Source organism: Paraburkholderia sp. BR10936 (genome assembly GCF_040965735.1).
GTDB classification, from domain to species: domain Bacteria; phylum Pseudomonadota; class Gammaproteobacteria; order Burkholderiales; family Burkholderiaceae; genus Paraburkholderia; species Paraburkholderia nodosa_A.
Genome location: NZ_JBFRCM010000002.1, coordinates 440,187 through 461,725, shown reverse-complemented (window position 1 = coordinate 461,725; position 21,539 = coordinate 440,187). Strand labels below are relative to the sequence as shown.

Annotated in this window: 19 protein-coding genes; 4 read left to right on the top strand and 15 right to left on the bottom strand. The window is 66.9% G+C overall.

Going from position 1 to position 21,539, the window contains the following annotated elements:
* Positions 1-50 precede the first annotated feature (50 nt).
* A complete protein-coding gene (locus AB4Y36_RS05525) occupies positions 51-2,504 on the bottom strand; it encodes a glycogen/starch/alpha-glucan phosphorylase (protein WP_368616620.1) in 2,454 nt (817 codons plus the stop codon).
* Positions 2,505-3,107: 603 nt separating this feature from the next.
* Between AB4Y36_RS05525 and AB4Y36_RS05520 the strand changes: the two genes are divergently transcribed.
* A complete protein-coding gene (locus AB4Y36_RS05520; RefSeq protein WP_083245022.1) occupies positions 3,108-4,460 on the top strand; it encodes an MFS transporter in 1,353 nt (450 codons plus the stop codon).
* Positions 4,461-4,546: 86 nt separating this feature from the next.
* Here AB4Y36_RS05520 and ltaE read toward each other — a convergent pair whose 3' ends face one another.
* Both ltaE and AB4Y36_RS05510 read right to left on the bottom strand, forming a co-directional pair.
* Positions 4,547-5,551 (bottom strand): low-specificity L-threonine aldolase, encoded by a 1,005-nt coding sequence (ltaE, locus tag AB4Y36_RS05515; RefSeq protein WP_069261650.1) that lies wholly within the window; start codon positions 5,549-5,551, stop codon positions 4,547-4,549.
* 153 nt (positions 5,552-5,704) lie between these two features.
* Complete coding sequence (locus AB4Y36_RS05510) at positions 5,705-6,427, bottom strand: peptidoglycan DD-metalloendopeptidase family protein (protein WP_342946779.1); 723 nt, start codon at positions 6,425-6,427, stop codon at positions 5,705-5,707.
* 290 nt (positions 6,428-6,717) lie between these two features.
* On the opposite strand from AB4Y36_RS05510, the gene AB4Y36_RS05505 reads away from it, so the two are divergent.
* Together AB4Y36_RS05505 and AB4Y36_RS05500 are read left to right on the top strand one after the other, a co-directional pair.
* Positions 6,718-7,038, top strand: a complete 321-nt coding sequence (locus AB4Y36_RS05505; protein WP_069261648.1) for a hypothetical protein — start codon at positions 6,718-6,720, stop codon at positions 7,036-7,038.
* A 130-nt stretch (positions 7,039-7,168) separates the two neighbouring features.
* Positions 7,169-7,981: a DUF2968 domain-containing protein gene (locus AB4Y36_RS05500; protein ID WP_069261647.1), complete on the top strand. Its 813-nt coding sequence runs from the start codon at positions 7,169-7,171 to the stop codon at positions 7,979-7,981.
* On the opposite strand, the gene AB4Y36_RS05495 is transcribed toward AB4Y36_RS05500, so the two are convergent.
* The 12 genes from AB4Y36_RS05495 to AB4Y36_RS05440 form a co-directional block, all read right to left on the bottom strand.
* A complete protein-coding gene (locus AB4Y36_RS05495; RefSeq protein ID WP_368682498.1) occupies positions 7,982-8,905 on the bottom strand; it encodes a dihydrodipicolinate synthase family protein in 924 nt (307 codons plus the stop codon).
* Between the two features lie 17 nt (positions 8,906-8,922).
* On the bottom strand, positions 8,923-10,650 hold the full coding sequence (locus AB4Y36_RS05490) for an IlvD/Edd family dehydratase (RefSeq protein WP_069261646.1): 1,728 nt from the start codon (positions 10,648-10,650) through the stop codon (positions 8,923-8,925).
* 463 nt (positions 10,651-11,113) lie between these two features.
* Complete coding sequence (locus AB4Y36_RS05485; protein ID WP_368682497.1) at positions 11,114-11,440, bottom strand: DUF4148 domain-containing protein; 327 nt, start codon at positions 11,438-11,440, stop codon at positions 11,114-11,116.
* 209 nt (positions 11,441-11,649) lie between these two features.
* The gene (gene gndA, locus AB4Y36_RS05480; protein ID WP_368682496.1) at positions 11,650-13,062 is read right to left on the bottom strand and encodes an NADP-dependent phosphogluconate dehydrogenase; all 1,413 of its coding nucleotides are present in this window, start codon (positions 13,060-13,062) and stop codon (positions 11,650-11,652) included.
* Between the two features lie 121 nt (positions 13,063-13,183).
* A complete protein-coding gene (locus AB4Y36_RS05475) occupies positions 13,184-13,798 on the bottom strand; it encodes a DUF938 domain-containing protein (RefSeq protein WP_368682495.1) in 615 nt (204 codons plus the stop codon).
* Between the two features lie 47 nt (positions 13,799-13,845).
* Complete coding sequence (locus AB4Y36_RS05470; protein ID WP_368682494.1) at positions 13,846-14,463, bottom strand: pyridoxamine 5'-phosphate oxidase family protein; 618 nt, start codon at positions 14,461-14,463, stop codon at positions 13,846-13,848.
* Positions 14,464-14,491: 28 nt separating this feature from the next.
* A complete protein-coding gene (locus AB4Y36_RS05465; protein ID WP_368682493.1) occupies positions 14,492-15,358 on the bottom strand; it encodes an NAD-dependent protein deacetylase in 867 nt (288 codons plus the stop codon).
* A 21-nt stretch (positions 15,359-15,379) separates the two neighbouring features.
* Positions 15,380-15,640 (bottom strand): oxidoreductase-like domain-containing protein, encoded by a 261-nt coding sequence (locus AB4Y36_RS05460; protein ID WP_368682492.1) that lies wholly within the window; start codon positions 15,638-15,640, stop codon positions 15,380-15,382.
* 86 nt (positions 15,641-15,726) lie between these two features.
* On the bottom strand, positions 15,727-16,491 hold the full coding sequence (locus AB4Y36_RS05455) for an SDR family oxidoreductase (RefSeq protein ID WP_368682491.1): 765 nt from the start codon (positions 16,489-16,491) through the stop codon (positions 15,727-15,729).
* A 27-nt stretch (positions 16,492-16,518) separates the two neighbouring features.
* A complete protein-coding gene (locus tag AB4Y36_RS05450) occupies positions 16,519-17,460 on the bottom strand; it encodes a transporter substrate-binding domain-containing protein (protein ID WP_368682595.1) in 942 nt (313 codons plus the stop codon).
* Between the two features lie 181 nt (positions 17,461-17,641).
* Positions 17,642-18,535, bottom strand: a complete 894-nt coding sequence (locus tag AB4Y36_RS05445) for a LysR family transcriptional regulator (protein WP_368616728.1) — start codon at positions 18,533-18,535, stop codon at positions 17,642-17,644.
* A 119-nt stretch (positions 18,536-18,654) separates the two neighbouring features.
* Complete coding sequence (locus AB4Y36_RS05440) at positions 18,655-20,064, bottom strand: DUF2252 domain-containing protein (protein WP_368605436.1); 1,410 nt, start codon at positions 20,062-20,064, stop codon at positions 18,655-18,657.
* 258 nt (positions 20,065-20,322) lie between these two features.
* Here AB4Y36_RS05440 and gltS point away from each other — a divergent pair, with 258 nt between their 5' ends.
* Positions 20,323-21,537 (top strand): sodium/glutamate symporter, encoded by a 1,215-nt coding sequence (gene gltS / locus AB4Y36_RS05435; protein ID WP_368682490.1) that lies wholly within the window; start codon positions 20,323-20,325, stop codon positions 21,535-21,537.
* Positions 21,538-21,539 lie beyond the last annotated feature (2 nt).

The window sequence follows — 21,539 nt, the reverse complement described above, 5'->3', positions numbered from 1 at the left end:
CCGGAAGTACTAACGGAAGTACTGCCGGAAGCACCGCGGGCGCTCGCCCCTCACTCCATCTCGATCGACTTCACGTGCCAGATATCTCGGGCGTATTCCGCGATCGCACGGTCCGACGAGAATTTCCCCATCCCCGCCACGTTTTCGATCGCGCTCGCGGTCCACGCGGGGACGTCCATGAAACGCTGGTCGGCGGCGTCCTGGGCCTCGATGAAGGCCGAGTAGTCGGCCAGCACGAGGTAGTGGTCGCCCCAGTCCACGAGCGTGTGGAAGATGTCCGTGTAGCGTGCCGAATCGTGCGGTGAAAAGAAGCCCATACGGATCTGGTCGAGCGCGCGGCGCAGCTCGGCGTTTTCCTCGTAGACCTGGCGCGGCCGGTAGCCCGCGCAACGCAGCTGATCGACCTGGTCGGACGTGTGGCCGAAGATGAAAATGTTGTCCTGCCCCACGGCCTCGCCGATCTCGATGTTCGCGCCGTCGAGCGTGCCCATGGTGAGCGCGCCGTTGAGCGCGAGCTTCATGTTGCCGGTGCCCGACGCTTCGGTGCCCGCGGTCGAGATCTGCTCGGACAGGTCCGCTGCGGGAATCAGCGCCTCGGCCACGCTCACGCCGTAATTCGGCACGAACACCACCTTGAGCCGATCGCCCACTACGGGATCGTTGTTGATCTTCGTGGCCACGTCGTTGATGAGGTGGATGATCATCTTCGCCATGCGGTACGCCGACGCGGCCTTGCCCGCGAACAGCACGACGCGTGGCACCCAGTCACGCTCCGGCGCTTCGAGAATGCGGTTGTAGCGCGTGATCACGTGCAGCACGTTGAGCAACTGGCGCTTGTACTCGTGAATGCGCTTGACCTGCATGTCGAACAGCGCGTCGGGATTGAAGACGATGCCCGTGCGCTGCAGGGCGCGATGTGCGAGGCGCACCTTGTTGCTGCGCTTGGCCGCACGGAAGGCGGCTTCGAACGACGCGTCGCCGCGCAGTTTGCGCAGCGCGCCCAGCTCGAAGAGATCGCTGCGCCAGCGCGGCCCGATCGCTTCGTCCACGAGGCGCGCGAGCGGCGCGCTCGCCTGCGCGAGCCAGCGGCGCGGCGTGATGCCGTTGGTCACGTTCGTGAAGCGGTCGGGAAAGAGACGCGCGAAGTCGGCGAAGATATCGCGCGTCATCAGTTGCGAGTGCAACTTAGAGACACCGTTCACCTTGTGGCTCGCCACGATCGCGAGATAGGCCATACGCACGCGGCGCTGACCGTATTCGTCCACGAGCGAGATGCGGCGGATCAGGTCGAGGTCGTGCGCGCCGCGGTCGCTCGCTTCGCGCAGGAACGCGGCGTTGATGTCGAAGATGATTTCGAGGTGGCGCGGCAAGAGGCGCGCCAATAGTTCGACGTCCCAGGTTTCCAGCGCTTCGGGCATCAGCGTGTGGTTGGTGTACGAGAACACACGGCGCACGTGGCCCATCGCCTCGTCCCACGGCAGATGATGCACGTCCACGAGCAGGCGGATCAGCTCGGGAATGGCCAGCACCGGGTGCGTGTCGTTCAGGTGCACCGCGACCTTTTCGGAGAAGCGCCCGAACGTGCTGTGCGTGCGCAGGTAGCGGCGAATCAGGTCCTGCATCGTCGCGGAGACGAAGAAGTACTCCTGGCGCAGACGCAGTTCGCGCCCGGCCATCGTCGAGTCGTCGGGATAGAGCAGCCGCGAGACGTTCTCGGAGATGTTGCGCGCTTCCACCGCGCGCTGATAGTCGCCCTGGTTGAACGCCGAGAGATCGAGTTCTTCGTCCGCGCGCGCGGACCACAGCCGCAGCGTGTTGGTCGCGCTAGTGGCGTAGCCGGGAATGACCGTGTCGTAGGCCATGGCGTTCACGTGCTGCGTGTCGACCCATTCCACGTGGCCGTTGCGCTGCATGGTGCGCCCGCCGAAGCGAACGGGATACTGGACCTCGGGCCGCGGAAACTCCCACGGATTGCCATAGCGCAGCCAGTAGTCGGGCGCTTCGACCTGTTCGCCGTTCACGACCTGCTGGCGAAACATGCCGTAGTCATAGCGAATGCCATAGCCGAAACCCGGAATGCCGAGCGTCGCCATCGAATCGAGAAAGCACGCCGCGAGCCGGCCGAGACCGCCGTTGCCGAGCGCCGCGTCGGGCTCGTAGTCGAGCACCGTGTCCATGTCGACGCCCACGCTCGCCAGCGCCTCTTTCATCTGGTCGTGGATGCCGAGCGCGATCAGCGCGTTCGAGAATGTGCGGCCGATGAGAAATTCCATCGACAGGTAATAGACGCGTTTGACGTCCTGGTCGTACTGGCGGCGCGTGGTGATCATCCAGCGCTCGACGAGCCGGTCGCGCACGGCGAGCGCCGCAGCATGCAGCCAGTCCTGCGGACGGGCTGTCACGGCGTCCTTGCCGACACCGTACATCAGGCGATTGGAGAGGGAACGACGCAGCGCTTCGACGCTGCTTTGCAACTGATCGAACTCGAGACCGATGGCTGTCATCTACTGACTCCTGTCGACCGCACCTGGCAACGAGCGCCTGGTGCGGTCCCATGCAATGCGCCGGAAATGGCGGCGCGCCCATAAAAGGTGCAGGGCGCGCGGTTGTTCTGGGCCTGCGCCGCACGTGACGGAACGGGACAATGACGCGTCGGCGCCGCGGCGCAAAAGGCCGGCACCGCTCGCCAGCGAGCGCAGATCAATTTGCAGAGTAGTGCATTTTCAAATGGCGTGCGGCGGCGCGCCAGCCGGGCACGGAGCGCGGCCGCCAGCCACGCGGAACCCGCCGTCCGCCTCGATCCCTTGCCATGCGGTGGGTTGCGCGCGCGCAGCGCGGCGTCACGTCTGCGCGTGACGGGCTTGGCGGTTAGTTGCGATTGCTGAGCCGTGATGAACGATCGAGTGCTACCCAAGGCCTTACAGTCACCCCACGCCCTGAGGCTTCCCCTGCAGAACCGGGCGGGCTCTGTAACAATCGCAAAATTCGTCCGCGCGGCCCGCGCCGCAGCCTTCATCGTCCATCCGCCCGAGACTGTCTTGTCCGAAACCTTTTCCGCGGCGCGCGAAACCCGCAACACCAGCGATATCGATCCCCCCGACGCGCCCATGTCCGCGAAGAACCGCCGCGCCATGGGCGCGGTGATGCTCGCCGTTGCGCTCGCCACGCTCGACACCGCCATCGCCAACACCGCGCTGCCGGCCATCGCCACCGACCTGCACGCGGCCCCCGCCGCCTCGGTGTGGATCATCAACGCATACCAGCTCGCGATGGTCGCCACGCTGCTGCCGCTCGCCGCGCTCGGCGACATCATCGGCCACCGGCGTATCTATATCAGCGGCCTCGCGATCTTCACGGTCGCTTCGCTCGCCTGCGCGCTCGCACCCACGCTGACCGCGCTCGCCGGGGCGCGCGTGCTGCAGGGGCTCGGCGCGAGCGCCATCATGAGCGTGAACACGGCGCTGATCCGCTTTCTCTACCCGCCGCACCGGCTCGGGCGCGGGCTCGGCATGAACGCGCTGATCGTGGGCGTTTCGTTCGCCGTGGGTCCGACCATGGCCTCGCTGATCCTCTCCGCGGGCACCTGGCCGTGGCTCTTCGCGATCAACGTGCCGCTCGGCGTGCTCGCGCTCGTGTTCGCGCTGCCCGCGCTGCCGCAGACGGCGCGCGGCAAGCACGCCTTCGATCCCGTCGCGGCGGTGCTCAATGTGATTACGTTCGCGGCGCTGATCTTCGCGCTCGGCGAGGCCGCGCAGCGCGCGCCCGGCATCGAAGTGGGCATTGCGGCCGTCGTGGCGCTGGTGTTCGGCGCGCTGCTGATCCGGCGCGAAGCCGGCCATCCCGCGCCCATGCTGCCCGTGGATCTGTTCCGCCGGCCGGTTTTCGCGCTTTCGTCGGTCACCGCGATCTGCTCATTCGCGGCGCAGGGCCTCGCGTTCGTCTCCCTGCCGTTCTATTTCGAAACCGTGCTGATGCGCAGCCAGGTGGAGACCGGCTTCCTGATGACGCCTTGGCCCGTGGTCGTGGCCGCCGCCGCGCCCATTGCGGGGCGCCTCTCCGACCGCTATCCGCCGGGCCTGCTCGGTGCGATCGGGCTCGCCATTCTCTCGGCCGGCATGGCGTCGCTGGCGCTGCTGCCCGCGCACCCCACGGTGACTGACATTGTCGTGCGGATGGCGATCTGCGGCGCGGGCTTCGGCTTTTTTCAGTCGCCGAACCTGCGGGCGATCATGGCGAGCGCGCCGCCCGAGCGCAGCGGTGGCGCGAGCGGCACCGTCGCGGTCTCGCGTCTGCTCGGGCAGACTACGGGCGCTGCGTTGGTGGCGCTGTGCTTCCAGATCGTGGGCCGGCACGGCCCGACGCTCGCCTTAAGCCTTGGCTGCGCCTTTGCGGGCGCGGCGGCCATTGCGAGCGGGCTGCGGCTTTTCGCGCCGTCGCACCGGGCGGTGCAGCGCGGGTGATGCGATTGATGCGGTCCGTGCGGACGGCTGAAGTCTGACGCAAAGGCACGCGGGAAAAGCGCGCCTTCGCCAGCCCGTCTACCGGCTTATCGCGCGAAGTAGCCCTTCACCGCCGCCACGAACGTGTCGATATCGGCGGCCGTCACGTCGAGGTGCGTGACGAAGCGCGACGCGTACAGCATCTGCGTGAGGATGCCGCGCTCCTTGAGATATGCCTCCAGCGGCGCGCAGTGCTCCTGCGGGAACTGCACGAACACCATGTTCGTCGCCTGCGACATCACCTTCACCTGATCGATCTGCGCGAGACCGGCGGCGAGACGCGCGGCGTTCGCATGGTCGTCGGCGAGACGCGCGACGTTGTGATCGAGCGCGTAAAGGCACGCGGCCGCGAGCACGCCCGACTGGCGCATACCGCCGCCCAGCACCTTGCGCCAGCGATGCGCAGCGTCGATGAGCGCGCGGCTGCCGACCAGCACCGATCCCACCGGCGTGCCCAACCCCTTCGAAAAACAGATCGACACCGAGTCGAAGCCCGCCGTGAGCGCCTCGAGCGGCTGGCCCGAGGCGACCGTCGCGTTGTACACGCGCGCACCGTCGAGGTGCGTGGCGAGGCCGCGCTCATGCGCAAGCTGCGTGGCCTTCGCGACGTAATCCGCCGGCAGGACCTTGCCGCCGATGGTGTTTTCGAGCGCGAGCAGACGCGTGCGCGCGAAATGGTCGTCGAACGGCTTGATCGCTGCAGCGATGCGCTCGAGCGGGATCGAGCCGTCTTCGGCGTTGTCGAGCGGCTGCGGCTGGATGCTGCCCAGCACGGCCGCGCCACCGCCTTCGTACTTATAGGTGTGGGCCGCCTGGCCGACGATGTACTCGTCGCCGCGCGCGCAATGCGCCATCAGCGCGGCGAGGTTGCTCTGCGTGCCGCTCGGGAAGAAGAGTCCCGCCTCCTTGCCCGCCTCTTGCGCCACGCGCGCCTGCAGGCGCAGCACGGTCGGGTCGTCGCCCCATACGTCGTCGCCGGTTTCGGCGCGGGTCATGGCGGCGAGCATGGCTTCGCTCGGACGGGTGACGGTGTCGCTGCGCAGGTCGATCATTGCGATGAAATCCTCGTGGTTGAAGCACGCGCGGGACGCACGGGCGCGCGCCTGGTCGGGCGCGCGCCCGTGCGGCGTGGAACCATCGAGTGTATTTTCAAACGGCGGCCCAGCGCAATGCCGGGCCGGGCACGGAGCGCGCTTTCGCCGTGGCTAGTGCGCGAGCAGCGGCAGCGGATCGACGGGCTTGCCGTCGCTACGGACTTCGAACTGAACGCCGCCGGTGCCCATTTCCGCGATCGGCTGGCCTTGCGACACGGCGTCGTCTTCCTTCACGAGCAGCTTGCCGTTGCGGCCATAGGCCGTCACGACCTGGTCGTTGTGCTTGATGATCACCAGCGGCCCATAGGCCTCGATACCCGTACCCGCGTAGACCACGCGGCCGGCGGCGGCGGCCTTGACCTCCTCGCCGGGCGAGCCGCCGATCACGATGCCAGTGGACTTGCCCGGCACGAAGCGCTGCAGGATCGGCCCGCGCGCAGGCCACGCGAGCGCGATGCCCGGCGCAACGGGTGCGGGCATGGCTACGCCAGCGGCGGCCGGTGCGCCGCCAGGCATCTGCGCCTGCGGCGCAGCCGTTGCGTAGTTGGGCGGGGGCGCGACGCGCAGCACCTGGCCTGGCAGGATCTGGGCGTTGGCGGAAGGCAGCTGGTTCCAGCTCGCGATGTCCTGGGGACGCTGGCCGAAGGCCCCGGCGACGCGCGAGAGCGTGTCGCCCGGATTGACGCGGTAGTAGCCCGCGGGCACGCCGCTCGTGGACATTGGGGGGGCGCTTTGGGATTCCCATGGCGCGAAGGTACTGCTACAGGCGCTGCAGACGAGCGTGAGGGCGGCCAGCGCCGCATACGCGCCCGGGTTTCGCCGTTGTCGATTCATCTTGCTGTTCCTCGCTTGGTCCTCGCGTATGACGCAAAAATACGCATGTGGAGTGCGCGGCGGGCCGCAGGCGTTCGCTTGCGCGCCACCTTCCGCGCGAATGAAGACGGAATAAGCCGGAAATGGCGAACGTCCCCCATTATATCGTTCATGCTCCAGCCGCCTTTTTTCGCCGGCATGCTCGCCCGGCCTGCGTTTGCGCGGGTCTACGCCTATACTGGTTCACGCGTCACCCGATAATCAGATGAAAGGCCTCTCGCTGCAGTCCCATGGCCCTGAGGGATCCGAGAATGAACAAAGCCACCTTTCTTTCGCTGCAGCTCAACGTCGAAGATGTCACGTCGTCGCCGGGCCTCGTCGAATTGTTGAACAACCATCTCGTCTTTGCGGCCGACGTGGCCGAAGCCGCCGACGAACTGGTCCAGCACGCCAGCATCGCACGGCTTTCCGGCGCCACCGAGGCGTCCGTGGAAATTCCCGCCGTAGTCATCGAGCGCTTGCGCGACGCGCTCGATACGCTGAGCGGCTATGACGAAACCTGGCTTTTCGCGCTCGAGCCCGGCCGTGCGCTCTTCGACGACATCGCACGCCGGCCTCGCCTGCTTCACTAGTACGCGAACCCGGAGCGGACGGCGCCCTACCCGCATCGCCCGCCCCATTTGCCTGCGCGCCGGCGCCTGTGTGCCACGCTGCCGCGCGCGGAGCGCCTTGTTTTTGGCGCGCCAAACTGGGGGAACCGCCGTGAAATCCATTCTGAACCGCCGTAACACCGCGCTCTCTGGCGCGCCATCACGAATCCTGGCCGTCGCCCATGATGCCGCCACGCAGCGCGCCGTCGCAAGCGAAGCCGCGAGCCGCGTCTCGCAATCCGCGCCCGAGCCCACCGTTACGCCGCCCGAGGCTCCCGTCGAGGTCGAGTCGCGCGGGGAGCCTTCCGCAGGCGCAGCCGTGCAGCCCGAAGGCGCCGGCGGGCCTCGGCCAGTGTCCACACTCCATCCGGTGCCGGTCATGCCCGCGCACCTCAATGGCCGCCCCGTGCAGATCGCCGACGGCGCCGCATTCGAAGCGCTCCACGCTGCCGACGAGCTCCTGACCTTCCGCGTCTATCGCTGCTTCGCCTATACGGTCAGCCTCTTCTTCCACCCGCCCACGCTCGGCTACTTCGTCGCGCTCCATCAAGAAAGCGTACTGTGGCGCGCGCTGAAAGCCAACGACCTCGACGCGGCCGGCTCGGCATTTCACCTGATGCAGGAGCAAGCCACGCGCCTCGCCGACGGCGAAACGCGCCGCGTGCAACTCGTCGCGCAAAATGCGGAGCTCACGCGGCAGATCGAGGAGTCGGAAGCCCAGGCCGAACGCCTGCGCGTGGATCTGCAGCGCCATGCGGAACAAGAGCAGACGGTGACGGGCCGCCAGCACCAGATACGAAAGGACGTCGCTCAGCTGGAGGCGCAGCGCATTGCCGCGCAGGCCCAGTTGAACAAGGCGCACCGGGCGCTGCATCAGCTCAAGGTCGCGACGAGCGAGGGCGTGCCCCATCTGCATGCGCGCTGATCACGCGAGCGGGCCGAGCTGCCGCGCGAATCGCCGGGCGGCTTCGAGGCCGAAACTACTCGGCGCCAGCTTCACGTCGCGCTCATAGTCGACGTCGATGCCCATGCGCCACGCCGCAATGCGCTTGCCGTAGCAAATCAGCGTATCGAGCGACTGCATGACGAAGACGATGGCGGGCAGCACCTGCTGGTACAGGGCTTGTGCGCGCTCGAGATCGCCTGCGCAATACGCGGCGTAGACCTGCTGCTGCCAGTCGAAGCAGTCCGGTGCGACGATCATCCCCGCACAGCCGGCGCGCAGGTTGTCGAGCAATTCCAGGCCGCCGCGGCCGTTGAGCACGGGCATCAGGTCGCCGATCTGCGCGATCGTTTCGGCGATCGTCACCGCCGGGCCTTCGCCCTTGAGCACGCGGAAGTTCGGGCATTGCGCAGCAAGCGCGCGCAAACTGCCCGGCGAGAGCCCGACGCCCAGATACCCTGGCGCGTTCTGTATGCCGACCGTCACGTCGAGCCCTGCCATCACGTCAGCGAAGAAGTCGAAATAGAACGATTCGGATTGCGCAGGCTCGCCTTGAGCGCGCACGGGAGGCTGGAGGATTAGCCATGCCGCGCCGCGTTCGATCGCGTGTTGCGCGAATTCGCGCTGCGCCTGAACCGTGGGACCGCTCACCGTGACGGCGAGCGGCAGCGCGCCGCCGCTGTCCTCCTGCGCCCAGCCGATCACCTGCTCGCGTTCGGCGCGCGAAAGCTTGTTGACCTCGGTCGCGAGCCCGAGCACCGCAATGCCCGGCGCGCCGCCGCGCACGGCCGCTTCGACCTGGCGTCGCATGGCGGCGCGGTCGAGGCGGTTATCGCGATCGAAGTACGCATAGAGGATCGGGTAGATGCCGGCGATCGCACCGACGGATTTGGCTGGCGCGCTCATCGTGTGCTCCTGCGCGATCAGTGGGAGTCGCGCGGCACGGCCGCGCCGCTCGCACCGACCAGAAAGTCCAGATCCGCGCCCTTGTCGGCCTGCAGCACGTGCTCGACGTAAAGCCGGTAATAGCCGCGCTCGGGCAGCTCGGGCGCCGTCCACTCGGTCTTGCGGCGCGCGAGTTCTGCGTCGGAGACTTCCAGATGCAGGCGCCGCGCCGCGACGTCCAGCTCGATCATGTCGCCCGTGCGCACGAGCGCGAGCGGGCCGCCCGCAGCCGCTTCGGGCGACACGTGCAGCACGACCGCACCATACGCCGTGCCGCTCATGCGGCCGTCCGAAATGCGCACCATGTCGGTAATGCCCTTTTGCAGCACCTTCTTCGGCAGCGGCATGTTGCCGACCTCGGCGAAGCCCGGATAGCCCTTGGGTCCGGCGCCTTTGAGGACCATGACGCAGTGCTCGTCGATATCGAGCGATGCGTCGTCGACCTTCGCGTGCAGTTCCTCGACGTTCTCGAACACCACCGCGCGGCCGCGATGCCGCAACAGCGCCGGCGTGGCGGCCGAAGGCTTGATGACCGCGCCGTCGGGCGCGAGGTTGCCCTTGAGCACGGCGATGCCGGCTTTGGGCTTGAACGGCTGCGCAAACGAGGTGATGACTTCGGGGTTGTAGTTCGGCGCGTCGGCCACGTTTTCCCAGAGGGTTTTACCGTTGACCGTCAACGCGTCCCGATGCAGCAGCCCTTGCTCGCCCAGTTGCCGCAGCACCGCGGGCAGACCGCCCGCGTAATAAAAGTCCTCCATCAGATGATGGCCGGAAGGCTGCAGATTCACGAGGCACGGAACATCGGAGCCGAGTTCCCAGTCATCGAGCGAAAGCGGCACGCCAATGCGCCGCGCGAGCGCGATCAGATGCACGACGGCGTTGGTCGAGCCGCCGATGGCCGCGTTGGTGCGGATCGCGTTTTCGAACGCCGCGCGGGTGAGGATCTTCGACATCGTGAGGTCCTCGCGCACCATCTCGACGATGCGCCGCCCGGCGAGTTGCGCGAGCACCTGGCGGCGCGCATCGACAGCGGGAATGGCCGCATTGTGGGGCAGCCCCATGCCCAGCGATTCGACCATCGAGGCCATCGTGGACGCCGTGCCCATGGTCATGCAGTGGCCGCGCGAGCGGTTCATGCACGACTCCGCTTCGACGAATTCGGCCTGCGACATTGTCCCCGCGCGCACTTCCTCCGACATTTGCCACACCCCCGTGCCCGAGCCGATCTCATGGCCCCGGAAACGCCCGTTGAGCATTGGGCCGCCGGAGACGGCGAGCGCGGGCAAGTTGCACGACGCTGCGCCCATCAGCAAGGCCGGCGTGGTCTTGTCGCAGCCGACGAGCAAAATCGTGCCGTCGATCGGATTCCCGCGAATCGACTCCTCGACGTCCATGGAGGCGAGGTTGCGAAACAGCATCGCGGTGGGCCGCAAGTTCGATTCGCCGAGCGACATCACGGGAAACTCGAGTGGCAGACCGCCGGCTTCGTACACGCCTTTTTTCACGTACTCCGCGAGTTCGCGAAAATGCGCGTTGCACGGCGTGAGTTCCGACCACGTATTGCAAATGCCGATGACGGGGCGGCCGTCGAACGCGTCGTGTGGGATGCCCTGATTCTTCATCCACGAGCGGTGGATGAAGCCGTCCTTGTCGGCTTTGCCGAACCAGGCCTGACTGCGCAAGGGCTTGCGGGGGGAGCGGGTCATGGCGGGGCGTCTCCTGTAGCGGGGCAACTTCAGGGAAACTGCCGCCCGATCATAGGAGTGACGTTCGGACCCGTCAATGTTCGGTATGGCGTCCTTAGATATGGACAAAGCGCGCCACAAAAAAGTACGGGCCGGTGGAGAACCGGCCCGTGCTGGACTGCCTGTTGCAACAACGTACTGCCTACTGCGTTCTGCTACTGCACGGCTGCACCTCTCACTGCGCCAGCCAACTTCAACTACCTTCTGCTCTCTGCGTACTTCCTGACTGCAACAACTCACCTACTGCGTACTGCAACTGCACACTGCGAACTGCACCTTCTACTGCAACCACTCACTGCGTCTTGCAACTGCAACTTCTAGTGCACTCACTGCTTCTGCTGCAACAACTGACTGCGTACAGCGACAACTCACTACAGGGGGTAGCTTGCCGGAACCGCCTGAAGCGGTTCCGTTCGGTCAGGGCTTAGTGGCCGAAGTAAATGCGCTGGTTCGGGGCGACTTGCGCCGGTTGCACCGCGGCACCCGACTGCGACGTGCCGACCGCCGGAGCGCCGTAGCCGCTGGTGTCGCCGGCGGCGAGCTTTTCCTGGGTCACGCGCGCTTGCGCGGCCTGCAGGTTTTCCGGGTAGTTCACATGGTCAGCCGACGGGTTGTAGCCAGCGTGCTCGAGTTGAACGAGTTCCGCACGCACCTGGGCGCGGGTCAGGCCTTGTTCGCTCGACTGGGCGAACGAGATTGCCGGCATGGCAAGCGCGGCGGCAACGACGACTGCGGGGACAAGCTTGTTCATGATCGGACCTCCATCTGTTTTATTTCCGCTTCAGAACACCGTGTTCGTCAGCGATTGATTACAGTGTAGGCGTCCGATCACGCTAGGGAAAACCCTAATTCGTCAAAACACCATTGCGATTTCGGTAATAAAAAAAGGTGAGCCCTGCGGACTCACCTTACGATTCCAACAAAGACCGCAACGACAATGCGGCCTTCTGTCTTGCGACCTTACGACCAGTCCGCGTGGAAGCTGCCCGGCTTGTCGATGCGCTCGAACGTGTGTGCGCCGAAGAAGTCGCGCTGTGCCTGCACGAGGTTGGCGGGCACGCGCTCCGAGCGGTAGCCGTCGAAGTACGCAATGGCCGACGAGAACGCCGGCACCGGCACGCCCGCGTTTACCGCCTGGATCACCACGTCGCGCAGCGCCGACTGATAGTTGGCCGCGATGTCACGGAAATAGGGATCGAGCAGAAGGTTATCGAGCTGAGGGTCCTTCGCGTAGGCGTCCGTGATCTTCTGCAGGAAGCGCGCGCGGATGATGCAGCCCGCGCGGAAGATCTTGGCGATCGTGCCGTATTGCAGGTCCCACTTGTACTCGTCGGAAGCCATGCGCAGTTGCGAGAAGCCTTGCGCGTACGAAATCACCTTCGAGAAATACAGCGCGCGGCGCACCGACTCGATGAACGCCTTGCGCTCGCCCGAGAACGGCTTCGCGTCCGGGCCCGAAAGCACCTTGCTCGCGGCCACGCGCTGCGTCTTGAGCGACGAGAGCACGCGCGCGAACACGGCTTCGGTGATGAGCGGCAGCGGCGCGCCGATATCCAGCGCATTTTGGCTCGTCCACTTGCCGGTGCCCTTTTGTGCGGCGCGGTCGAGAATCACGTCGACGAGATCCTTGCCGGTTTCCTCGTCCTTCTTGCCGAAGATCTTCGAGGTGATCTCGATCAGATAGCTGTCGAGCTCGCCTTCATTCCATTCGGTGTAGACCTTGCCCAGTTCTTCGTTCGAGAGGCCGAGCACCTGCTTGAGCACCGCGTAGCTTTCGGCGATCAGCTGCATGTCGCCGTATTCGATGCCGTTGTGCACCATCTTCACGAAATGGCCCGCGCCGTCCGGGCCCATGTAGGCCACGCACGGCTCGCCGTCCGTCGGCGCCTTCGCGGCGATTTCAGTGAGGATCGGGGCAACCAGATCGTAAGCATCGCGCTGGCCGCCCGGCATGATCGACGGACCCTTGAGCGCGCCTTCCTCGCCGCCCGACACGCCCGTGCCGATGAAGTGCAGGCCCGACTTCGCGAGTTCCTGGTTGCGGCGGATAGTGTCGGTGAAGTGCGTATTGCCGCCGTCGATCAGGATGTCGCCCTTCTCCAGCAGCGGCTTGAGCGCGGCGATGGTGTCGTCGGTGGGCGCGCCGGCCTTCACCATCATCAGAATGCGGCGCGGCTTTTCCAGCGAATCCACGAACTCTTCGAGCGTGTACGCCGGCACGAGCTTGCGATCCGGATACTCGGCGATCAGCTCGTCGGTTCGGGCGCGGCTGCGATTGAACACCGAGACCGCGTGGCCGCGGCTTTCGATGTTGAGCGCCAGATTGCTACCCATCACGGCCAGACCTACAACGCCGATTGGCTGTTTGCTCATGTTGTTTCTCCACTTCATTCATTGACGGCGCCGCAACGGGGCGCCAACCGTGCAAGCATAAGGGAAACGTAGCGGCGCTGCGCGAACGCGCGCATGCGCGCCGGACGTTTGCCGACCTCGCTTACTGTTTTCGGAACACCAGGCTGAAATTGTTCGCGGGCATCGGCACGCGCGCTTCGCACGCGAAGCCTCGCGCCTGCGCCAACGCCTCCACTTCCTCCATGTCGCGCACGCCCCAGGACGGGTCGCGCGCGCGCAAGTCGGCGTCGAAGGCCTCGTTGCTCGGCGCCGTGTGCGCGCCTTCGCGCCGGTACGGCCCGTAGAGCACGAGCGCTCCGCCCGTAGCAACGCGCGCGCCCGCGCCTTTCATGAGCGCCTGCGCCGCTTCCCACGGCGCGATGTGAATCATGTTGATGCAGACGATGGCTTCCACACCGTCGATCGGCCAGGGCTCGCGGCACACGTCGAGATCGAGCGGCGCACGCAGGTTGGCGAGACCCGAGTGCTCGCGCCAGGCCTCGATCGAGGCGCGGGCGCGCGCGTCGGCGTCGCTCGGCTGCCACGCGAGGTCAGGAAACGCGGTCGCGAAGTGGACGGCATGCTGGCCGGTGCCGCTCGCGATTTCGAGCACGGTGCCCCGCGCGGGCAGCGCGCCGCGCAGCACCTCCAGGATCGGCGCGGCGTTGCGCTCGGCGGCGGGCGCGGACAGGCGTTGGACGGCTTGCGGTTCGTTCATCGTCTTGCGGTCTTTCGGCGTTTGGTTGACGTTCAGTCGGCCTTCAATCAGTACAGCGAGTTCTTGATGCGCTCGGCGAGACCGGCTTCGTAAGTCTCGGCGTCGAACGTCTCGCCATATTGCTCCTCATTCACGCGGCGTAGCATCTCGCCCGCGCTCGGCAGGTGCGAGCGTTCGACGTGGTGCGACGGGTCCCACAGCTTCGAGCGCACGATGGCCTTGGAGCAATGGAAGTACACGCTTTCCACGTCGATCACGAGCACCGAGCGCGGCGGCTTGCCATCCACGGCGAAGCTCGCGAGGAGCGCGGGGTCGGTACTCACGCGGCCACGCCCGTTCACGCGCAGCATCTCGCCCACGCCCGGCACCATGAATAGCAGCCCCACCTGCGACGAAGCGACCACGTTGCGCAGGCTGTCCACGCGATTGTTGCCCGGCCGGTCGGGCAACGCGAGCGTGTGCTCGTCGAGAATACGCACGAAGCCGGGTGCATCGCCGCGCGGCGAGCAGTCGAGGCCATCCGGGCCGCCCGTGGCGAGCACGACGAACGGCGAGCTTTCGATGAAGCGCCGGTAATCCGCGTTGACGTGATCGATTTCCTTGCGCAACGCGCGTTCGTGCGGCGTGCCGTAGTGCGCTTCGAGTTCGGCTAGCGTGGTCAGCATGTCGTCGGTTCCGTGAGGTCGTGGAGTGTCAGGGGACGAGGCGCGCGCCCAGCGCGTCGAGCACGGCGGCGCAGGGGGCTTCGAGTTTGAGGGCGAGGAGCGGGTCGGCGCGCGTCTTGCCCATGTTGATCGCGGCCACGGGTTTGCCGCGCTGCTGCGCCCAGGCGCAGAAGCGGTAGCCCGAATACACCATCAGCGAGGAGCCGACTACGAGCACGGCGTCGGCCTCGTCGAGCGCGTTCGAGGCGCTCGCCACGCGCTCGCGCGGCACGTTCTCGCCGAAGAACACCACCGAAGGCTTGAGCATGCCGCCGCACGCGGCGCACGCGGGCACGTGGAAGGCGTTCGCGCCGTCGAAGTCGAGATGGGCGTCGCCGTCGGCGGCGGGTTCCGCGCTCGCGCCCACGATGGCCGGATTGCGTGCTTCGAGTTCCGGCTGGATCGAGGCGCGCGTATATTGCGCGCCGCAGTCGAGGCAATGCACGTGCGCGATGCTGCCGTGCAGCTCGATCACGTCGCGGCTGCCCGCGCGCTGATGCAGGCCGTCCACGTTCTGCGTGACGAGCGTGCGCGCGTAGCCCGCCGCACCGAGGCGCGCGAGCGCGTGGTGCGCGCCATTGGGCTGCGCGAGACCCACCGTGGGCCAGCCGATCAGGCTGCGCGCCCAGTAGCGGCGCCGCATGCTCTCGGAGCCGAGGAATTCCTGCAGCGTGATGGGCGGCGAGCGCTTCCAGGCGCCGTTCTCGTCGCGGTAGCCTGGAATGCCCGAATCTGTGCTGATGCCCGCGCCCGTCAGCACGAACAGGCGCGGATGGCGCTCGACGAACGCCTGCAGCGCGTCGAGGGCGGCGGCGTCGAGGACGGGAGCGTTGGGAACGAGGATGGATTCGGTCATGGCGGCAGGCAGCAATGCAGTTCAGCGCGAGGGCTTGCCGCCCGACGGCACGGCCGTTGGCGAAGCCGGCTTTGCGGGATGCTTGCGCGGGGCTTTCGCCTGCGCCTGCCGTTCCGCTTCGCGCGCTTCCCACGCGGCCAGCGCGGCGCGGTAGCGGCCGAACTCCTCGTCGTACAGATCGAAGATGCAGGGGTCGCAGCCGCTATGGCAGCAGTCGTCGTTATCGGGGCATACGGGCGGCTGGGGGCGCGGATCGTCGTCCGGACGCGGGGGCAAAGACATGGGCGCTCGGGCGTCGTGGTGGTTCAGCAGCCAGTATACGGGACGCGGCGGCCGAGCGTGCGACAGCGCCCGCCCGGCCTGCGCGCTCAGCCGCGCCCTACGAACGGCATCTTCGTCGCCATGATCGTCATGAATTGCACGTTCGCTTCGAGCGGCAGTTGCGCCATGTGCAGCAGCGCATCGGCCACGAGTTCCACGTCCATCAGCGGCTCGACGGCGATTTCGCCGTTCGCCTGCGGCACACCGCGCGCCATGCGCTCGGCCATCTCGGTCGCCGCGTTGCCGATGTCGATCTGCCCGCACGCGATGTCGTAGCGCCGGCCATCGAGCGAAACGGTTTTCGTGAGGCCCGTGATGGCGTGCTTGGTCGCCGTGTAGGCGGCACTGAACGGCCGCGGCGCGTGCGCCGAAATCGAACCGTTGTTGATGATGCGCCCGCCGCGCGGCGTCTGCCGCTTCATGAGCCCGAACGCCGCGCGCGTGCACAGGAACACACCGGTGAGGTTCGTATCGACCACGGCGCGCCAGTCGTCCACGGAAAGCTCGTCGATGTCCACGGACGGCGCGTTGCGGCCCGCGTTGTTGAAGAGCAGATCGAGCCGGCCGTAGCGCGTGTGGATCGTCTCGAAGAGCGCCTCGACGGCCGCCGCGTCGGTCACGTCGCAAGGCGCCGCCAGCGCTTCTTGCCCGCGCGCGCGGGCCTCGCCCTCGAGCGCTTCGAGCGGCGCGGCCCGCCGGCCCGCTAGCACGACGGCGAAACCGCTGGCCAGCAGCTTTTGCGCGCACGCGCGGCCAATGCCGCTGCCCGCGCCCGTCACCAGTGCGATCTTGCGTTGTTGCGTATCACTCATCGTTGCCTCTTTCTTTCGGTTGAGCCTTCAATCGAGCGGCTGGTCGTTAGGATCCGCGAAAAGCGCCTTCATCGGCTCCGAGATCGGATAGTCGAGGTTCACGCCCGCGGGCGGAATGGGCGACTCGAACCAGCGTCGGTAAAGTGCGAGCGCCTCGCCCGAGCGCTCCATCTTCGCGATGGTGTCGTCGGCAATGCGCTTGAAGGCCGTGTCGCCGCGCCGGAACATGCAGCCGTACACCTCCGACCTGGCCGGCCTGCCGACGATCGCAAAAGCGTGCGCGTCGTTCCGGGTACGCGCGCTTTGCGCGACCGGCGCGCCCGGCGTTTCGCTCGCCATGTAGCCGGTCGCGAGCGCGGCGTGCAGCAGCGGCTCGTCCATCACGAAGGCAACGGCGCGTCCCGAGCGCACGGCTTCGACGCAGTCGCCGTGAGTCTTCGCGACGACGATGCGCATATTCATCGCGCGGTCCATGTTCCAGCGGCGCAGCAGGCGCTCTTCCGACGTGCCCGCCGTCGTGACCACCGTACGGCCCGCGAGATCGCCGAAGTCCTTGACCGGCGAGCCGCGCTTCACGAGCATGCGCACGCCGTACTCGAAGATGCTGTTGGAGAACGCGACGTCGTTCTCGCGCTCGCGCGTATGCGTCGTGGTGCTGCACTCGAGGTCGATCGTGCCGTTCTGCACGAGCGTGATGCGGTTCTGCGGCGTGACGACGAGTTCGCGCACGCGGAGTTCGGGGAGCTTGAGCGTCTCGCGCACGTTCTCCACTATGCGCTGAGTGATCTCGTACGAGTAGCCCGTTGCGTGCTCGCCGCCGGCCATATAGGAAAACGGCACGGTGGCCTCGCGCACGCCGATGACGATCGTCCCGGTGTCGCGAATCTTGCGCAGCGTGGGGCTTTCCAGTTCGTCGGCATGCACCGCGCCTGCAAACACGCAGGCGCTCGCGAGCGCGACGTAGCGCATGTGGCCGCACAGCCTTCTGACGATACCCAACGGCTTCGACTCGCGCTTCAACCGTGTCTCCCCTGGATCTCTCGTTCGTTCGCATGAAGCGCACGCACAGCAACGCTCCCCTCTGCGCGCGATTGTACCGGCGCCCCGTGCCGGCTCGCGTCTTGCGGCCTTGGCTCCCGTGTCCGGGCGCTCACGCGGCGCACGTAGCGGCGAGACAGCCGCGCAGCACCTCCACGAACGCATTGCCTGCCTGCGAGTCCATGCCGCCTTCGCGCCACATCGCGAACACGCCGACCGTGAGTGCCGGTTCGACGCGCCGGATCGACACCGGATCGCCCGCCCCGCGCGCGCTGAGTTCGTCGAGCAGCACGCGGCCGATGCCGCGCGCCGCGAGTGCGCGCGCGACATGCCACGTCTGCGCCTCGACGGCCGCGAGCCGGTCGTCCACGCCTTCGGCTTCGAGCAGGTTGCCGATCGCCTCGCCAAGCGGATCGACGTTGCCGATGCTGATCCACTCGCCATCGACCAGATCGCGCAACGCGAGCGGCGTGTGTTCCGGCGTCGGGTCGTCGGGCGGCGCGACGCAGACCACGGCCGTGCGCGCCAGTTCGACCGCGGCAATGCCCGGCCGCGTGGGTGGATTGAGCGCGACGCCCAGATCGAGTTCGCGTGTGAGCAGCGCGTTGAGCAGTTCCGCGGTGTGGCGCGTCTGGATCCTGAGCGACACCTCGGGATAGCCCGCGCGAAACGTCTGCACGGCAGCAGGGATCAGGCTCATGCCGAGGCTCGGCAGACAGCCGATGCGCAACAGCCCTTGCGGACGCAACACAAGATTGCGCGCGAGATCGCGAATGCTGTCGAGGTTCGATTGCAGCTTCTGCGTTTCGGCGAACAGCAACTCGGCCTCGCGCGTGGGCTGCAGGCGGCCGTGCGCGCGGCTGAAGAGCTTGAGGCCCGCACTGCGCTCCGCATGCGCGAGCACCTTGCTGACCGCGGGCTGCGAAACGCAAAGCAGCTCGGCCGCCTTGGACAGCGAGCCGGTGCGCATGATCGCGTGAAAGACTTCGATATGACGTAGACGCATGGGGCGCGTGCCGTGCATGCGTACGAGGCTCATGCGCGGCGCGATGAAAGAAAAGCGCAAGGATAGCGCGTTCCGCAGCACGCTTGGGCCTTGGCCTGCAGGTTCGACTCAGCCTTTGCTCATACGCGGAAATCGGCGGCCATGTCGTCGTCGCTGCGCGCGACGATCGCGCCGCTGCGCGCGGCCTTGAGGAACACGTCGTAATCGCGCTCCACCTGGTCGGCATAGCTGAATGCGTAGCCCGTGAGCGCCTCCGCGAACTGGTCGCTGCGGCCGATGTACGAAGAGATTTCGATGGCGGCGCTGCCCGACTTCGCGTGCGCACGCGCGAGCGCCCAGCCGCACAGACGCGCATAGCCGCAGAGCAGGGGACTGTCGAGCAGCTGCAGATCGACCGAGAGCTTCATGTCGCGCAACTGGCGCACGTAGAAATGACGGCCGTTGGGCCCCGTGGTCCAGCCGAGGAAGATATCGCTCGCGGCCTGCAGCAGCCGCTGGCCGTGCACGACGCGCGCGCCTTCGTGCTTGATCGACGGCGACTTGAAGTACTGCGAAACGACCGAGCGGCGCGCCTCTTTCACCTGCAGGAAGAGCGGCTTCTCGTGATGATCGACGAGCAGCATCACGAGGCAGCGCGTGCCCACGCTGCCCACGCCCACCACCTTGAACACCAGGTCCTGAATCGCGAAGTGATCGAGCAGTTCGCGCCGGTCGGGTGCGAGCGTCTTCGCGTAAGCCTCGTACATGGGCTCGATCAGCGTGCGCCAGTCGCCAAGCGCGAACCAGTCGTCTTCGGGTTCGAATAGCGTGTTGACGCCGTGCACGTGAAAGAGCGCGGGCGGTGCGTCGTGAATCGTCCAGTGGTCGCCGTCGCGCTCCGCGAGCTTTTCGAGCAGATTCTCGTGCGTGCGGTTCGCGGCCTTCTCCATGCCGCGCCGGATCAGGCGACGGCCTTCGGGCGTAAGCGCGGTTTCGACCATGCGGTCGAAGGTGATTTTGTCGTACCAGAGATCGAGCGCGCCGTACTCCGCGTACTGGCGCAGCCGGTCGCGATAGCTGGTCACCGCCGTCATCACCAGCTCCTCGGCCACGCCGCGCGAGTAGCGCATGTGCCGCGCCGCCACGACGAAGCTCGCCACGAGCCGCTTCACGTCCCACTCCCAGGGGCCGGGCGCGACCTCGTCGAAGTCGTTGAGATCGAAGACGAGCTGGCGCTCGGGCGTAGCGAAGGCGCCGAAGTTCAGCAGATGCGCGTCGCCGCAAATCTCCATCGTCATGCCGGTGTTGGGCACACCCGCGAGGTCGTGCGCCTGGAGGATCGCGCTGCCGCGGAAGAACGTGAAGGGCGAGACGATCATGCGCCCGTAGCGCAGTTGCACGAGGTTCGGCACGCGGCCTTCGCTGCTCGAGCGCAGCAGTGCGAGCGGATCGCGCTTGATGGTGCCGGTTTCCTTGTGGCTCGAACGCTTCGAGCGCTCGCGCGCGGCACGCCCGGCCGCCTCGCGTTCAGCAACGGTACTCCCATTCATGACCTTCTCCGGTTCTTGTACGGTCTCGCGCCATCGTGGCGAACGGGGAAATGCGGGGGTATTCGTCCTGCATGGGCGGCGGCTTTGCGCCTGAGAATGCCTGCCAATTTAAGCGTGGGGCCCCGTTTCGTGCAAGCAACGCGGCCGGAACCGGCGCCTGGCTGCGCACCATGCGCGCAATGCGTAGGCGCCTGGTGTACCGTGCGCGAAAGATGCGCCGCCAGCCTGGCCCTCTCATCGCCCCGCCGGACACCCGCCATGAACGTCAAAGTCTACGGAACGCTCGTCGTCGCATCGCTCGTGCTGCTGATCGGCCAGTGGCTCGTCGCCGCCGTGCCGATTCTGCGCAAATGGACGATACCGGAACCCGTGGCGGGCGGCATCGTCGCCGCGCTGATCGTGTTCGGACTCCACAGCTTCGCACACACGGACGTGGTCTTCGACACCTCGCTGCAGGCGCCGCTCATGCAAGCGTTCTTCGCCACGATCGGCCTCAATGCGAATCTCGCCAACCTGAAACAGGGCGGCCCGGTACTCGTGCGCTTTCTTGCCGTCGTGGTCGCCCTGCTCGTGCTGCAAAACGTGTTGGGCATCGCACTCGCCATGGCGTTCGGCGTCGATCCGCTGTTCGGGCTGCTGGGCGGCTCGGTCTCGCTCGCGGGCGGGCATGGCACGGGCGCCGCATGGGGCGCAGTGTTCACCGAGCATCACGGGCTGCAGTCCGCGACCAAAGCGGCCATTGCGTGCGCCACCTTCGGGCTGGTCATGGGCGGCATTCTTGGCGGACCCGTTGCGCAGCACCTCATGAAACGCATCGGCGCACAGGCGGGCGCCGATACGCCTGGCGCCGGCGGCGCGGCAACGCCCGATCCCTACGCATTCGAGGAGCCGAAAGCCGAGCAGCCCACCACGCCGGGCGCGTTCATCAACACGCTCACGCTCATCGCCATCAGCCTCGCCGTGGGCGAAGCGCTTTCCGTGCTGATCGCGGGCACCGCTTTCGAATTGCCGACCTTCGTGTGCGTGCTGTTCGTCGGCGTGCTGCTCGCCAACGGGCTCGCGCTCATCGGGCGGCCCGTGGCCGAGCATGCCGTCGCGCTGATCGGAAACGTGAGCCTCGCGCTCTTTCTCGCCATGGCGCTCATGACGCTGCGCCTGTGGGACCTCGCCGCGCTCGCGCTGCCGGTGTTCACGATCCTCGCCGCGCAAACACTGCTCATGGTGGTCTACGCGATCTTCGTGACGTTCCGCGCGATGGGCGCGAACTACGACGCTGTCGTGCTTACGGCGGGGCACTGCGGCTTCGGCCTCGGTGCAACGCCCACGGCGATTGCGAACATGCAGGCGGTCACGGCGCGCTTCGGCCATTCCCATCTGGCGTTTCTCGTGGTGCCGATGGTGGCCGCGTTCTTCATCGACATTGCCAACGCCATCACCATCAAGCTCTTTCTCATGCTGCCGATTTTCCATTGAGC